Source organism: Pseudomonas sp. DD1 (assembly GCF_044510355.1).
GTDB classification, from domain to species: Bacteria; Pseudomonadota; Gammaproteobacteria; order Pseudomonadales; family Pseudomonadaceae; genus Aquipseudomonas; species Aquipseudomonas shahriarae.
This window is the reverse complement of sequence record NZ_MSAJ01000005.1, coordinates 111,123-124,477: the sequence shown is the minus strand read 5'-3', so window position 1 is coordinate 124,477 and position 13,355 is coordinate 111,123. Positions and strand designations below refer to the sequence as shown.

Here is a 13,355-nt window from a genome sequence, read left to right as displayed (position 1 = left end):
TGCCGAGTCGCAATTTTTGCGATCAGTTCTAATAACTTTAAAGAGGTGAGTTAATTAACGGGCGCGCAGAAAACTGCCGCTGGCTTAGTTCGCAAAGAACGCCAGTTAATTAATTGACCAACTATCAGGAAGTTGCTGTTTCCAGTCGGCTTATGCCGCGTGCGCGCTCAACAACAGGCGCACGTGAACAGGCAGGCTGGAAACGTTCCGTCTCTGTGGATCTTGAGGGTCGGCATGGTCCCATTGCTGGACCAGGTGGCCGGTGGTGGGGCACAGGCGCCAGTGAGCACGCAGGTGCACCGGGCTGATACGCGGGGAGGGGCAGGCGAGGGCCGTGCGCGCGGGGGCAACGCCCCGGGAAACACGGCACGGCGTGGCACGCAGGGCTGAAGCCAGCGTGCGTACATCAGGTAGAACAAGGGTCTGGAAATTCATAACACACCTCGGGACCGGACTGGCGCCGGCTCAAGGCAGTTACGTTGGAGCATCAAGCTCTAGCGCAGCTTACCCGGCCTGGAAGGCGAGTCCCGTCTTTACTCTGGGTTTGGCGCCCGCCCCCTGTATTCACGGGGAGCGGACAGCGACTAGATACTGTGTCCATTGGCTTCTTTTGTGAGGTTGAAATAAGGCCCGAGTTGCAGGCACGGGCAATCTACTCAGGCAGGTAGGGGATGTCAATCAATAATGAACTTGTTTGGGCGCTTGTTCAGACTTCATTCAGATTGGCGTTATATATAAGTTCATACACTGTAGGCGGCCAATAACGCCAGATACATCAATACCAGGCCGCAGGCGCCATGGCTGATTCGCTGCCAAGTTGGCGAGGCGTTCTTTCGCAAGACATTCACCAAGCCCGCAATCAAAAAACACGACAGGATCGACGCCAGCATAAAACCGGCGAAAAACATCAGGGTCTGACCGTGACTCGGGGTGGTGCCGACGATGCCTGCCAGGGCACTGCCCAGGGCGCCCCAGTACACAATGTTCTTCGGGTTGGCCAAGGAGAGGGTTGCGCCGACCATCAGCGCGTTGCGCCCGGTGCTGGCCGGGGCGCTGTCGGGTTGCGGCAGGTGCCAGGCATCCAGCAGGCTGCGCAGACCGAGCCAGGCCAGGTACAGCGCGCAAACGGCGGTCAGGGGCACGCGTACCGCGTCGTGCTGGATCAGCAGGGCCATGCCGGTCAGGCCGATCACCGCCCAGGTCGCATCGCCCACCAGCGACCCGACCTGCACCAGTAATGCCGGGGCGAACCCATGCAGCAGGCCGCGGCGCAGGGTCTCTGCCAGCACTGCGCCAGGGGACAGGCAAAATACAAAGCCGAAGACCAGCGCGGAAAAAAAGATTGTCAGCATCACCACCCCAAAATCAATCACGCACCTTCGCCGACACGTCGGCTGCTACAGGTCAGTTTGCTGCAGGGGGCGCTGAGCTGTCTTGGACCGGATTGCGCTCTGATAACGGCCAGGGGTAATGCCATACGCCGCACGGAAGTGCCGGTTGAGGTGGCTCTGGTCGGCAAAGCCCACTTCATGGGCGACTTCAGCGGCGCTCAGGCCGCTGCGCAGCAGGCCTTTTGCTCGGCGGGTACGCAACTGCATGGCCCACTGCCGGGGGCTCAGGCCGGTTTCTTTCTGGAAGGTGCGCAGGACGTGGAATTTCGACAGGCCCAACTCGTCGCCCAGGGTATCCAGTGCCACGCCTTGATGTAACTGCGCAGCGAGTAGTTCCTGAGCCTGGGCCACCATCCCCGACCCGCCGCTGGCGCTACTGGGCAAGCGCACACCACTGAGCCTGACCACTTCGCCCAGCAGCAACACCAGGGCGTCTTCACTCAGCCCGCAAACCAGTGGGTCGGCGCTTAATGCGCCCTTGGCGGCCTGGGCCAGTTGCGCCGCCAGTTCCGGGGCAAAACACAGCGCCCGATCGAACTCCAGGTGCGCCAGCCCAAGGTCGGTGGCCAGGCGATCGGCCCCGGCGTACAGGCTGACAAAGTGCCAGGGTGCCCCCTCGGCCGCGCCGCCGCCCTGGATCTGGCCGGGGTTGTACAGGGTGATACTGCCCGGCCCGGCCTCAAAGGTGCGCCGGTCCAGCCACACCTGCTCGGCGCCGACCAGGTTGACGCCAATCACGCACTCGTCGTGACTATGCCGGGCAAAGGTCAGGCCGGTGCAGGTGGTGCTGCTGATTTCGTAAGGGCCCAGCCAGGCGTGGTGCAGGGAACTCATGGGGTGGGCTCAGTGGCATCGGGTGCAGCAAAGCATACGCGTTTACCTGCGTTCAGATCGACCGTTGATTGACCCGGTCAGAGAGCGCTTGAGCATCTTCCTTGCGCTCAGAATAGCGCTGCACCAGTTCCGGATGCTCACGCACCAGCAGGGTGAACTTGACCAACTCTTCCATGACATCCACCACGCGATCATAAAGGGCTGAAGGTTTCATCCGGTCCTGATCGTCGAACTCCATGAAGGCCTTGGGCACAGATGACTGGTTGGGGATGGTCAGCATACGCATCCAGCGCCCCAGGACGCGCAGTTGGTTGACAGTGTTGAAAGACTGCGAGCCGCCGCAGACTTGCATCACCGCCAGGGTCTTGCCCTGGGTTGGGCGGATGGCACCCAGTGCCAGGGGTACCCAGTCGATTTGCGCCTTGAACACTGCTGACATCGAGCCGTGCCGTTCCGGTGAGCACCACACCTGGCCTTCGGACCATTGCATCAAGGCCAGTAGTTCCTGGACCTTTGGGTGATCGTTCGGAGCATCGTCCGGCATTGGCAGGCCGGCGGGGTTGAAGATCCGTGTCTCGGCGCCTAGATGCTGAAGCACTCGCGCCGCTTCTTCCACCAGGAGTCGGCTGAAAGAGCGCGTACGGTTGGAACCATAGAGCAGGAGAATCCGTGGCCGTTGTGCAGTGTCAGCGTGGAGTGGGGTGCTCAATGTGAGGTCGAGGTTGGGCAGGGTGGTCATGACATTCTCCGCTTATAACAAGCCAATACGATCCAGCTCAGCCTTGATCTGTGCCGCATCGAGGCGGCTGAACGGGAGGTCGAACAGCGCCCGGCAACGGGTTTCGATGATCTGCAGGGTGGCCTGGAAGGCGGCGTCAATCTGCGCCTCGTCGCCGTGTAGGTCCGACGGGTCCTCAAGCCCCCAATGCGCCTTGATTGCCGGGCCAAAGTACACCGGGCAGGCTTCCTGGGCGGCTTTGTCGCACACGCTGATCACAATGTCGGGCGGGCTGTCTGCAAAGGCCTCATTGCCCTTGCTGTACAAACCGCCGGTGCTGATGCCCGCGGCCTGCAATGTACTCAGGCTGCGTGGCAGGACCTGGCCCTTGGGAAAGCTCCCGGCGCTGATGGCATGGAACCCTGGCGGGGCCAGGTGGTTGAACAGGGCTTCGCTGAGGATACTGCGGCAGCTGTTGGCGGTGCAGATGAACAGGACTTTCATGACAATTCTCCGTTAAACACTCAGGCGCAGGGCCAGCGCCGCCAGGGTAAGCAATAGCACCGGCAAGGTCAGGACGATGCCGACCTTGAAGTAGTACCCCCACGTAATACGGATGCCCTTGCGCGCCAGGATATGCAGCCAGAGCAACGTCGCCAGGCTGCCGATCGGGGTGATCTTCGGGCCCAGGTCGCTGCCGATCACGTTGGCGTAGATCATCGCCTCCTTGACCACGCCCACGGCATGGCTGGCCTCGATGGACAGCGCGCCGATCAGCACCGTCGGCAGGTTGTTCATCACCGAAGACAGCAGCGCCGTCAGCAACCCGGTGCCCAGGGCCGCGCCCCACACGCCGTAATCGGCGAAGGTGTTGAGCCAGGTGGCGAGGTAGGTGGTCAGTCCGGCGTTGCGCAGGCCGTAGACCACCAGGTACATGCCCAGGGAGAAAATCACGATCTGCCAGGGCGCTTCCTTGAGCACCTTGCGTGTGGAAATCTTGTGGCCTTTGGCGGCGATCACCAGCAGGAGCAGGGCGCAGGCGGCCGAGATGGCGCTGATGGGAATACCCAGGGGTTCGAGGGCAAAGCAGCCGACCAGCAGGATGCCCAGCACCCACCAGGCCGCGTGGAAAGTTGCCGGGTCATGAATGGCACTGGCCGGTTCAGGCAGGTCGGCGGGGTCATAACTGTGCGGGATGTCACGACGGAAGAACCACAGCAGCACGGCCAGGGTAGCGGCGACGCTGACCAGGTTGACTGGCACCATCACTGCCGCGTACTGGTTGAAGCCGATGTCGAAGTAGTCCGCCGAGACGATATTCACCAGGTTGGAGACCACCAGCGGCAGGCTGGCGGTGTCGGCGATAAACCCTGCGCCCATCACGAAGGCCAGGGTGGCGGCGGGTGAGAAGCGCAGGGCCAGAAGCATCGACATGACAATCGGCGTCAGGATCAGGGCCGCACCGTCATTGGCGAACAGTGCCGAGACCAGCGCCCCCAGCAGTACCATATAGGCGAACAGCCGGCGGCCACGGCCGCGCCCCCAGCGCGCGACATGCAGCGCGGCCCAGGCGAAGAAGCCGGCCTCGTCGAGGATCAGGCTGATGATGATCAGGGCGACGAAGGTGCCGGTGGCATTCCAGATGATCTGCCACACCACGGGGATATCCGCCAGGCTGATGACGCCGCAAGCCAGGGCCAGGATCGCGCCTATGGATGCGCTCCAGCCAACCCCCAGGCCTTTGGGTTGCCAGATGACCAAGACAATGGTGACGAGAAATATCGCGAAGGCGATCAGCATAAAAGTGTTCTCCAGGGGTCAGCAGCAGGTGCTGGCGCGTTGCGGTCGGTCACCCATTGCAGCCAGGCGCTGTGCGTCGCTTTGCAGCCAGGCTTGATTGGCTTGCAAGGTGGTCTCCAGCACCGTGCTCACCCATTGCGGCAACTGGGGGTTGAGGCGGTAGTAAATCCACTGGCCCTGGCGACGGTCTACCAGCAGCGCGCAACTGCGCAGTTGTGCCAGGTGACGGGAAATTTTTGGCTGGCTGTCATCCAGGGCATGGATCAGCTCGCAGACGCACAGCTCGCCTTCGCGCAGGATCAACAAGATCAGCCTGATGCGTGTCGCATCGGCCAGGCATTTAAAAACGTCTGGGGGGGAGAACGGATCGCTCATGATCGGCGCCACTAAACATATGAGGATGTGAATATACGGATATCCATATGTAGTGTGCAACGAATATCCCGTTGATCCAGGTCAAGGGTCTGGGGATTGCCGGCAAGTGACTGAAATTAAAATGAAACACAACTGTCCTAAAGTGCCCGCCATTGATGAAAAAGGAAGCAACCGTGTGACCCGTGCCACTCGCAACCTGCGCAAGACCCTCGATTCCGTCGCGGACAACAACGAAACCGCGGCCTTCGATTTGATGCGTGCTGTCGAAAAACTCAGCGATGAAGTGCTGCGCCAGCGCCTGCTCAACACCATCCACCGGCTCAACCAGGACGCCCACGAACTGCGTGAGGCCAGGGATGCGGTGGAGCGGGTGTCGGTCAAGCTGGCCTGATTCGGCGGCTTAGCCGCGCGCAAGATCGTTCAAGACAATCGCTGCGCTGGCAGGCATGCTTACGGGCTGTTTGCCGATGAGCCTGTTGTCCATGCCTACTGCCTTACCGCATTACGCTTTCGCCCGTGGTGCGATTGCGATTATTCCCCTGTCGCTGGCCTGTGCCCCATGGGGCCTGTTGGCCGGTTCCCTGGCGATTGACGCCCAGTTCACCCCGTTGGAAAGCCAGGGCCTGTCGGCCATTGTGTTTGCCGGTGCGGCGCAGTTGGTGGCGATTGGCATGGTCAAGAGCGGCGCGAGCCTGATTGCCATTTTGCTCACCACCTTACTGCTGACCTCTCAGCATCTGCTGTATGGCATGCATATGCGCAGCACCCTGTCGCCTTTGCCGGCGCGGTGGCGCATGAGCTTGGGCTTTTTGCTGACCGACGAGTTCTTTGCCCTGGTCAGCCAATACGACCGCCAGACCTTCAACCGCTGGTATGCCCTGGGCGTGGGCCTGACGTTCTACGTGGCCTGGAATCTGTTCACCCTGGCCGGCATCGTGCTCGGCAAGAGCATCCCCAACCTCGATCAACTGGGCCTGGAGTTCTCCATCGCCGCGACCTTTATCGCCTTGATCACCCCGGTGGTGCGTGATGTGCCGACGGTGGTGTGTGTGGCGGTGGCCCTGCTGTTTTCGGTACTGCTCAGCTACTGGCACTGGGAGTCGGCGGTGGTGGTCTCGGGGTTGTTGGGCATGAGTGCAGGCTATGCCTGCAAGCGCTTGGGAGTGGGGCAGCGATGATTTTTGTGATGATTATCGGCATGGGCCTGGCGGTGTTTTTCAACCGTTATCTGTTTCTTGAGCCGCGCTTGCCGGTTCGCCTGAATCGCGGCGCCCGGGAGTTTCTCGGTTTTGCGGTGCCCGGCATGTTGACGGCGATCTGCGGGCCGATCATTTTCCTGGCCGAGCACAAGCTCAACCTGAGCCCCACCAACCCCTACCTGCTGGCCGGTATCTGCGCGGTGGCCTTGATGTTCTGGACGCGCAGCGTCTTGACCACGGTGCTGTCGAGCATGGCGCTGTTCTATCTGTTTCGCTGGTTGTTGTAGGCAGTGGTACAGTCGCGTTTTTTTCAAGGAAGCGATGGCATGCGGAAGGTGGTGATAGGTGCGTTGGTCCTGGCGGCGCTGGCCGGTTGCGCAGGTTCGAAGATGAAAGACGCACGCGCAGGCGCGCCCTATAAAACCCTGGCCTCTGACAAGGCCGCGCTGGTCGTTGCCCAGTGCATCCAGTTCGGTTGGCAGGACGAAGCGGTGTTCGGCGTTGATGCCGGAGGCTTTATGGAGCCGGCGCAAGGCGGTGGTCATACGGTCTACACCACGGGCGGTGACTACTTTGTCGATGTGCGCAGTGCCGGCGCCAGCACCACCGTCAGTTACTACGCAGCCGAAGATAATTTCGCTGCCAAGCGTCGCCTGGCGGCCTTGGCGACCTGTCTGTAGTTTGTTTCCTTAGATTTCTTCAGAAATGCCCGGCGGACACACCGCCGGCTTTGCCTTAATATTCTCGCGCTCGCCCAACATCATGGCTCTTTACCAGTACATGGACGTCGAGGCCTTGTGTTGGGCGGGCACCTTTTTAGCGTGGCATATAACCCAAGTGCCAACGCCGTGGAATCTTCAGCGACAGCAGGCCCAGTAGCGCCGACAGCAGGCCGCTGACCAGCAGGGCGCGAATGCCCATCTGATGCTCCAGCAAGGCGCCGATCACCGCGCCGACAAACATCCCGGCCCAGGGAATCAACTGTACGCGCCAGCCATCGCGACGCTCCCCCAGCATCCAGCGCCCCAGCCCCCGACCGAACCGCGACAGCGCGCCCGTCACGTACGTCAGCCCCACGGGCAGGCCATTGACCTGTTCCACCGCCGCATTGAGCATGCCCATGGCAATGATCGCGGCCAGCACGGCGGGCAGTTGTTCGGCCAGCGGCCACGCTGCTGCCCCGCACAACAGCGTGGCAATACACAGCAACAGCGGTAACGCGTGGCGCTTGCTGATCCGGCTGATGATCACACCCAGGGCGTTCCCCAGAATAAACGTCGCCACCAGCAGCGTCAGACGTCCGGTCAGCCCCAGGTCGCCTTCACTGATCGCCACCGCCAGCCGCGTGGTGTTGCCGCTCATGAACGAGACAAAATCGCCACTGGCCATAAAGCCAATGGCGTCAGTCATGCCGGCCAGTACCGAGAGGCTGGCCACCAGCGCCAGGCCAATGCGCCCGCGCCATTTGTGCTGGTGCTGCAGGACGGTATTGACCAAGGGTTTCGGGGAGGAGGGCAGCACGGCGAGAGGTTCCTCAATGAGATTATCCGGCCACTACCGTAGGACGCTTTCCTCTGAACTGCAATGACTTGGAACATCTTCAGTTCACCTCCAAGCGCCAGCCCATGGCGTCCCAGGTCAGGACGTGAGTCGGCTTGAGTGCCTGCAGAAATGCCGCGTCATGGGAGACCGCAATCAGCGCGCCGCTAAACCCTTGCAAAGCCTGTTCGAAGGCCATTACCGACTCCAGGTCCAAATGGTTGGTGGGCTCGTCCAGCAGCAGCAATTGCGCCGGGGTCTTGCGCCATAAGGCAATCGCCATGGCGGCCTTCAACCGCTCGCCGCCACTGAGCTGGCTGATGGGTTGGGTTACGCGCAATGCGTCCAGTTGCAACAGGGCCAGGCGGGTGCGCAGCTCGGCTTCGGCCAGGGGCGTGTCCATCAGTTTGAGTTGTTCGACGATCGACTGCCGGTCATTGAGCAGCGTCAACTGTTGATCGAGATAGGCACAGGGTACGTGCACCGTGCAGGCGCCGCTGACCGGTTGCCATTGGCCGGCCAGCAGCTTGAGCAGGGTGGACTTGCCGCAACCATTGGGCCCGTGGACTGCGACCCGTATCGGCCCACACAGGCTTGCGTTGATAAAGGTGCTCGGCGCGTGGGGAGCGAGCCAGGGCAGTTGGCAGTCGGTCAGGGTTAGCACTTGGCGGCCAGCAGGCAGGAGGGTGCCGGGCAAGGCGAGGAAGGTCGGTGTTTCGTCCACCACCCGTTCATGGGCCGAGCGCACGCGTTCGTTCAACACCTGTTTGTGTTGCACATGGGCGCTGCGCACGTTGCTGACGATTTCGTTGGCGGCGCCTTTCCAGCGGGATTTGGTGAAGGCATCGACGTTGGCGGTCTCGGCATGTTTACGGGCGCTCGCGGCGTGGCGCTGGAAGCTGTCGAGGTCTTTTTTCAGGCGCTGGCGCTCGCGGCGCCGATCCAGGCGGGCATGTTCCAGGGCGGCCTGGGCGGCGTGCTGCTGGGCATCGCGCTGCGCCCGGTAGTCGTCGTAGTTGCCGCCGTAGAGCCGGGCCCCGAGGGGCGACAGCTCGATGATTCGCCCCAGGGTGTTGAGCAGGCGCCGGTCATGACTGACCACCACCAGGGCGCCGCGCCAGGCGTTGAGGGTCGCCAGCAGCCAGTCGCGCCCGGCGCTGTCGAGGTGGTTGGTGGGCTCGTCGAGAATCAGCAATTGCGGGGTGCGAAGTAAGGCACCTATCAGCGCGACCCTGGCCAGTTGGCCGCCACTGAGCTGTTCGGCGGGCTGGTCGGGGCTGATCTCGGCCAGGCCAGCGGCGTCCAGTGCCTGGCGCAGGCGTTCGGCCAGGTCCCAGCGCTCATCAATCAGTTCCAGGTCGTCAGCCTGCGCTTGACCCCGGGCCATGCGTTCAAGGGCGGCCAGGGTTTGTGCGCAACCGCTGGCCTGGGCCACGGTCTGTCCCGGTAACAGCTCAATGGTCTGTGGGACATAGGCGATACGGGCCGATAATTTGATCACGCCACAGGACGGAACAAGTACGCCGGCCAGCAGGCGCGCCAATACGCTCTTGCCCATGCCATTACGGCCGACAATCCCGGTAGGGGTGTAATCAATAGACAGGTTGAGGTCTTCCAGCAGAATCTCGCCATTGGCGAACTGAAAACCCACGTGATGCAAGGAAACAAGTACAGGCAGCCGGTTGACGTCAGTCATCAGCACCTCCAGAACAATGTGGCACAAGCCAACAAGCGCGCCAGGCGGCTCGTTGCGTTTACATGTTGGAAGGCTTAGTTGTTCACGTCGGCGGTCGTCCTGCGGTCGGAAAGGACCGCTAGCCTAGCGCAGTTGCGTCACTTTTCCTACATCGGTGATGCCGCCGTCTGCAGTTGCTCAAGAAACATCGCCAGCCCCACCTCTTCGGCTTTCAGGCCCTTGCGCACCCTGGGCCTGGGCAGTTTCGCCAGCCCGCCCTGGCTGAAGTGCTCCAGCACCGCCGGATGGATGTAGCACTTGCGGCACACCGCCGGGGTGTTGCCCAGTTGCCGGGCGACGTTCTTGACCATCTCCACCACGTGCCTTTTGGCATCCGACTCCGGTTGCCACGCCAGCTCCCGCAACACCGCCAGGGCCAGGGCGCTGCCGGCCCAGGTGCGACAGTCCTTGGCGGTAAAGTCGGCGCCGGTGAGGCTGTGCAGGTAGGCGTTGACGTCGGTGGAGCTGACGGTACGCCGCTCGCCGTTTTCGTCCAGGTACTGGAACAGGTTCTGCCCCGGCAACTCCAGGCAGCGCTTGAGCACGGTGGCCAGGCGCCGGTCCTTGATGCTGACCTGATGCTCGACACCGCTCTTGCCACGGAACTGGAACTGGATTTCGCTGCCCTTGATATCCACGTGGCGGGTGCGCAGGGTGGTCAGGCCATAGGAGCGGTTATCGCGGGCGTATTGGCTGTTGCCGACGCGGATCAGCGTGGCATCGAGCAACAACACCACGGTGGCCAGGACTTTCTCCCGATTGAAGCCCGGTGCGTCGACCTGCGCTTGCAGTTGCTTGCGCAATTTGGGCAGCGCATTGCCGAACTGCTGCAGGCGCGAATACTTGTCACTGTCGCGCACCTCGCGCCAGCGTGGGTGATAACGGTATTGCTTGCGGCCGCGCGCATCGCGCCCGGTGGCCTGCAGATGGCCCTTGGGGTCGGCGCAGATCCACACGTCGGTATAGGCCGGCGGGATGGCGAGGGCGTTGATCCGCTGGATTTCGTCGGCGTCGGTCAGGCGTTGGCCGTGGCTGTCGAAATACTGGAACTTGCCCCGCAGTTTGCGGCGGCTCAAGCCCGGTTGGCTGTCATCAACGTAGTGCAGGTCACGGGGCAGGTCGGCAGGCACGGTGGAGTCGGGCATGGGGCAAAGTCCTTGGCAATAAATCAGGCCGGTATGGCTGATTGACCGCAGCGTTGCGCCGTCCGTTCAAGCCAGTACCGCGACCGCCTTGATCTGTGCCCACAGTGCCTGCCCTGGATGCACGTGCAACTGGTCCCGCGAGTAACGGGTGATCCGCGCCAGCAACGGCGTGCCCGCAGCATCCAGCCGCACCAGCACATGGGCACTGTTATCGGCAGGGATCTCCTGGATCACGGTCACGGGCAAGCAGTTGAGAATACTGCTGTGCTCCCCGGGTTGCAGGCTGAGGCTGACATCCCGGGCGCGAACCTTGAACCGCAAGTGTTTGCCCGGCGCCAGCGGTGTATGGGCCACGCGCATTTGCAATGGGCTGTCGGGCAATTGCAGGGTCAGCAACTGGTAGTGGGCGTCGTGGCTGCTGACCGTGCCGTTGATCACCACGCCGGCATCGTCGCCCAGGGCCAGCGGCAGGTCGAGCCGCGCCAGGGTTTCGCCAATCGGGCCGCTGGCCAGGGCCTTGCCCTCGCTGAGCAGGACAATGTGATCGGCCAGGCGCGCCACCTCATCCTGGGCATGGCTGACGTACAGCACCGGGATTTCCAGTTGGTCGTGCAGGCGCTCCAGATAGGGCAGGATCTCGCCTTTGCGCTGGCTGTCGAGGGCGGCCAGGGGTTCGTCCATCAGTAGCAATTGCGGGCTGGTGAGCAGGGCGCGGGCGATGCCGACACGTTGGCGCTCACCGCCGGACAAATGCTCGGGATGGCGATCCAGCAGGTGGCCAATGCCCAGCAGTTGCGTGGCCTGGGCCATGTCCACACGGCGTTGGGCCTTGGGGATACGCTTGAGGCCGAACTCCAGGTTGGCCAGCACCGACAGGTGGGGAAACAGGCTGGCTTCCTGGAATACATAACCGAGGGCACGTTTGTGCGGCGGTACAAACACCCCGTTACGGCTGTCTTGCCAGACCTGCTCGTTGATTTGCACAAACCCATCGCCGGCCCGCTCCAACCCGGCAATGCAGCGCAGGCAGGTGGTCTTGCCCGAGCCGGAGTGCCCGTAGAGCGCGGTGACGCCACGCCCCGGCAGTTTCAGGTCCACGTCCAGGGCAAACCCGGAATACTGCAGTTGCAGGCGCACCTCGATCATCGACATCAGCTCCAGCCCGCTTTGGTTTTACGGCTGGAGTAGAGCGCCAGCAACACCAGGAAAGAAAACACCACCATGGCCCCGGCCAGCCAGTGGGCTTGGGCGTATTCCATGGCTTCGACGTGATCGTAGATCTGCACCGAGACCACCCGGGTCTTGTCGGGAATATTGCCGCCGATCATCAGCACCACGCCAAACTCACCCACGGTATGGGCGAAACCGAGGATCGACGCGGTGATAAAACCGGGCCGGGCCAGGGGCAGGATCACCGTGAAAAATGTATCCCAGGGGTTGGCCCGCAAGGTGGCGGCGACTTCCAGGGGGCGACTGCCGATGGCCGAGAACGCGTTCTGCAACGGTTGCACCACAAACGGCATGGAATAGATCACCGAGCCAATCACCAGGCCGGCGAAGCTGAAGGTCAGGGTGCCCAGGCCCAGCCATTGGGTGAACTGCCCGAGGTAGCCATGGGGGCCCATGGTCAGCAGCAGGTAGAAGCCAATCACCGTGGGCGGCAGCACCAGCGGCAGGGCCACGATCGCGCCGATGGGGCCGCGCCACCAGGAGCGGGTGCGCGATAGCCACAGGGCAATCGGAGTGCCGATGACCAGCAGAATCACGGTGGTCAGCGACGCCAGTTTCAGGGTCAACCAGATCGCAGAAAAATCGGCACTCGATAGGGGCATTTACAGTTGATAACCGTAGGATTTGATAACCGCGGCAGCTTTTGGCCCCTTGAGGTAGTCAACCAGCGCCTTGGCGGCCGGGTTGTCCTTTCCTTTATTGAGGATCACCGCGTCCTGTTTGATCGGGTCATGCATCTGGCCAGGAACGATCCACGCCGAGCCGCTGCTGACTTTGCCGTCTTTATAGATCTGCGACAAGGCGACAAAGCCCAACTCGGCATTGCCGGTGGACACAAACTGATAGGCCTGGGTGATGTTCTGGCCTTCGACCAGCTTGCTCTTGACCTGGTCGGTCAGGCCCAGTTTGGCCAGCACCTGGGTGGCTGCGAGGCCGTAGGGGGCGGCTTTCGGGTTGGCGATGGATAGGTGCTGGTATTGGTTTTTCTGCAGCACATCGCCCTTGGCATCCACATAACCTTCCTTGGCCGACCACAGCGCCAGGGTGCCGACGGCATAGGTGAAGCGCGAGCCCTTGACGGTGTCGCCTTCGCTCTCGAGCTTTTGCGGGGTGCTGTCGTCGGCACTGAGAAATACTTCAAACGGCGCGCCGTTCTTGATCTGGGCGTAGAACTGCCCGGTAGCCCCGTAGGCGGCGACCAGGGTGTGCCCGGTGTCTTGTTTGAAGTCGGCGGCGATGGCCTGTATAGGGGCGGTGAAGTTGGCGGCGACGGCTACCTGGACTTCATCGGCGTGGGCCGAGCCCAGGGTGAAGAGGGCAAGCAGGGTGGCCAGGCCTGGGGCGCGAATCATCATGCAGCAGCTCCTTGGGGTGCCGACGTGGCGGCTT

17 protein-coding genes are annotated in these 13,355 nt (G+C 62.3%); 4 read left to right on the top strand and 13 right to left on the bottom strand.

Annotated features, from left to right (window positions below):
* Positions 1-150: 150 nt before the first annotated feature.
* The 7 genes from PSFL_RS04685 to PSFL_RS04655 all read right to left on the bottom strand — a co-directional run bounded on the left by PSFL_RS04685 (position 151) and on the right by PSFL_RS04655 (position 5,118).
* Entirely contained in the window at positions 151-435 is a 285-nt protein-coding gene (locus PSFL_RS04685) for a hypothetical protein (protein ID WP_115128101.1), read from the bottom strand.
* Between the two features lie 305 nt (positions 436-740).
* Positions 741-1,352: a LysE family transporter gene (locus tag PSFL_RS04680; protein WP_128593754.1), complete on the bottom strand. Its 612-nt coding sequence runs from the start codon at positions 1,350-1,352 to the stop codon at positions 741-743.
* A gap of 45 nt (positions 1,353-1,397) precedes the next feature.
* Positions 1,398-2,225, bottom strand: a complete 828-nt coding sequence (locus PSFL_RS04675) for an AraC family transcriptional regulator (RefSeq protein ID WP_315492611.1) — start codon at positions 2,223-2,225, stop codon at positions 1,398-1,400.
* A gap of 52 nt (positions 2,226-2,277) precedes the next feature.
* The gene (arsH, locus tag PSFL_RS04670; RefSeq protein ID WP_057440033.1) at positions 2,278-2,964 is read right to left on the bottom strand and encodes an arsenical resistance protein ArsH; all 687 of its coding nucleotides are present in this window, start codon (positions 2,962-2,964) and stop codon (positions 2,278-2,280) included.
* A 12-nt stretch (positions 2,965-2,976) separates the two neighbouring features.
* Positions 2,977-3,447, bottom strand: coding sequence for an arsenate reductase ArsC (locus PSFL_RS04665; RefSeq protein ID WP_397469765.1), 471 nt, complete (start codon positions 3,445-3,447; stop codon positions 2,977-2,979).
* A 12-nt stretch (positions 3,448-3,459) separates the two neighbouring features.
* Complete coding sequence (locus tag PSFL_RS04660; RefSeq protein WP_397469764.1) at positions 3,460-4,743, bottom strand: arsenic transporter; 1,284 nt, start codon at positions 4,741-4,743, stop codon at positions 3,460-3,462.
* A gap of 18 nt (positions 4,744-4,761) precedes the next feature.
* On the bottom strand, positions 4,762-5,118 hold the full coding sequence (locus tag PSFL_RS04655; RefSeq protein ID WP_057444819.1) for a metalloregulator ArsR/SmtB family transcription factor: 357 nt from the start codon (positions 5,116-5,118) through the stop codon (positions 4,762-4,764).
* A gap of 175 nt (positions 5,119-5,293) precedes the next feature.
* Here PSFL_RS04655 and PSFL_RS04650 point away from each other — a divergent pair, with 175 nt between their 5' ends.
* From PSFL_RS04650 to PSFL_RS04635, 4 genes are all read left to right on the top strand, one after another.
* Positions 5,294-5,509 (top strand): hypothetical protein, encoded by a 216-nt coding sequence (locus PSFL_RS04650; protein ID WP_003212603.1) that lies wholly within the window; start codon positions 5,294-5,296, stop codon positions 5,507-5,509.
* A 91-nt stretch (positions 5,510-5,600) separates the two neighbouring features.
* Entirely contained in the window at positions 5,601-6,296 is a 696-nt protein-coding gene (locus PSFL_RS04645) for an AzlC family ABC transporter permease (protein WP_057440118.1), read from the top strand.
* Positions 6,293-6,604 (top strand): AzlD domain-containing protein, encoded by a 312-nt coding sequence (locus PSFL_RS04640; RefSeq protein WP_057440036.1) that lies wholly within the window; start codon positions 6,293-6,295, stop codon positions 6,602-6,604. The genes PSFL_RS04645 and PSFL_RS04640 overlap by 4 nt, the downstream gene beginning before the upstream one ends.
* Positions 6,605-6,643: 39 nt before the next feature.
* Positions 6,644-6,997: a hypothetical protein gene (locus PSFL_RS04635; protein WP_057440037.1), complete on the top strand. Its 354-nt coding sequence runs from the start codon at positions 6,644-6,646 to the stop codon at positions 6,995-6,997.
* Between the two features lie 136 nt (positions 6,998-7,133).
* On the opposite strand, the gene PSFL_RS04630 is transcribed toward PSFL_RS04635, so the two are convergent.
* The 6 genes from PSFL_RS04630 to modA all read right to left on the bottom strand — a co-directional run bounded on the left by PSFL_RS04630 (position 7,134) and on the right by modA (position 13,321).
* A complete protein-coding gene (locus PSFL_RS04630) occupies positions 7,134-7,838 on the bottom strand; it encodes a YoaK family protein (RefSeq protein ID WP_057440038.1) in 705 nt (234 codons plus the stop codon).
* Between the two features lie 79 nt (positions 7,839-7,917).
* Positions 7,918-9,552 (bottom strand): ABC-F family ATP-binding cassette domain-containing protein, encoded by a 1,635-nt coding sequence (locus PSFL_RS04625; RefSeq protein WP_397469763.1) that lies wholly within the window; start codon positions 9,550-9,552, stop codon positions 7,918-7,920.
* 146 nt (positions 9,553-9,698) lie between these two features.
* Positions 9,699-10,736 carry a DNA topoisomerase IB gene (locus tag PSFL_RS04620; protein WP_397469762.1) on the bottom strand — a complete coding sequence of 346 codons (1,038 nt, stop codon included), beginning with the start codon at positions 10,734-10,736 and terminating at the stop codon, positions 9,699-9,701.
* A 66-nt stretch (positions 10,737-10,802) separates the two neighbouring features.
* Complete coding sequence (gene modC / locus PSFL_RS04615; RefSeq protein WP_128593753.1) at positions 10,803-11,882, bottom strand: molybdenum ABC transporter ATP-binding protein; 1,080 nt, start codon at positions 11,880-11,882, stop codon at positions 10,803-10,805.
* Between the two features lie 5 nt (positions 11,883-11,887).
* Complete coding sequence (gene modB / locus PSFL_RS04610) at positions 11,888-12,568, bottom strand: molybdate ABC transporter permease subunit (RefSeq protein WP_057440041.1); 681 nt, start codon at positions 12,566-12,568, stop codon at positions 11,888-11,890.
* Complete coding sequence (gene modA, locus PSFL_RS04605; RefSeq protein WP_397469761.1) at positions 12,569-13,321, bottom strand: molybdate ABC transporter substrate-binding protein; 753 nt, start codon at positions 13,319-13,321, stop codon at positions 12,569-12,571. It abuts the gene before it with no gap.
* Positions 13,322-13,355 lie beyond the last annotated feature (34 nt).

Excerpts from the sequence above, each read along its gene's own strand:
- PSFL_RS04685 (WP_115128101.1), bottom strand. The coding sequence starts at position 435 with ATGAATTTCCAGACCCTTGTTCTACCTGATGTACGCACGCTGGCTTCA.
- PSFL_RS04680 (WP_128593754.1), bottom strand. The coding sequence starts at position 1,352 with ATGCTGACAATCTTTTTTTCCGCGCTGGTCTTCGGCTTTGTATTTTGC.
- PSFL_RS04675 (WP_315492611.1), bottom strand. The coding sequence starts at position 2,225 with ATGAGTTCCCTGCACCACGCCTGGCTGGGCCCTTACGAAATCAGCAGC.
- arsH (WP_057440033.1), bottom strand. The coding sequence starts at position 2,964 with ATGACCACCCTGCCCAACCTCGACCTCACATTGAGCACCCCACTCCAC.
- PSFL_RS04665 (WP_397469765.1), bottom strand. The coding sequence starts at position 3,447 with ATGAAAGTCCTGTTCATCTGCACCGCCAACAGCTGCCGCAGTATCCTC.
- PSFL_RS04660 (WP_397469764.1), bottom strand. The coding sequence starts at position 4,743 with ATGCTGATCGCCTTCGCGATATTTCTCGTCACCATTGTCTTGGTCATC.
- PSFL_RS04655 (WP_057444819.1), bottom strand. The coding sequence starts at position 5,118 with ATGAGCGATCCGTTCTCCCCCCCAGACGTTTTTAAATGCCTGGCCGAT.
- PSFL_RS04645 (WP_057440118.1), top strand. The coding sequence starts at position 5,601 with ATGCCTACTGCCTTACCGCATTACGCTTTCGCCCGTGGTGCGATTGCG.
- PSFL_RS04640 (WP_057440036.1), top strand. The coding sequence starts at position 6,293 with ATGATTTTTGTGATGATTATCGGCATGGGCCTGGCGGTGTTTTTCAAC.
- PSFL_RS04635 (WP_057440037.1), top strand. The coding sequence starts at position 6,644 with ATGCGGAAGGTGGTGATAGGTGCGTTGGTCCTGGCGGCGCTGGCCGGT.
- PSFL_RS04625 (WP_397469763.1), bottom strand. The coding sequence starts at position 9,552 with ATGACTGACGTCAACCGGCTGCCTGTACTTGTTTCCTTGCATCACGTG.
- PSFL_RS04620 (WP_397469762.1), bottom strand. The coding sequence starts at position 10,736 with ATGCCCGACTCCACCGTGCCTGCCGACCTGCCCCGTGACCTGCACTAC.
- modC (WP_128593753.1), bottom strand. The coding sequence starts at position 11,882 with ATGATCGAGGTGCGCCTGCAACTGCAGTATTCCGGGTTTGCCCTGGAC.
- modB (WP_057440041.1), bottom strand. The coding sequence starts at position 12,568 with ATGCCCCTATCGAGTGCCGATTTTTCTGCGATCTGGTTGACCCTGAAA.
- modA (WP_397469761.1), bottom strand. The coding sequence starts at position 13,321 with ATGATGATTCGCGCCCCAGGCCTGGCCACCCTGCTTGCCCTCTTCACC.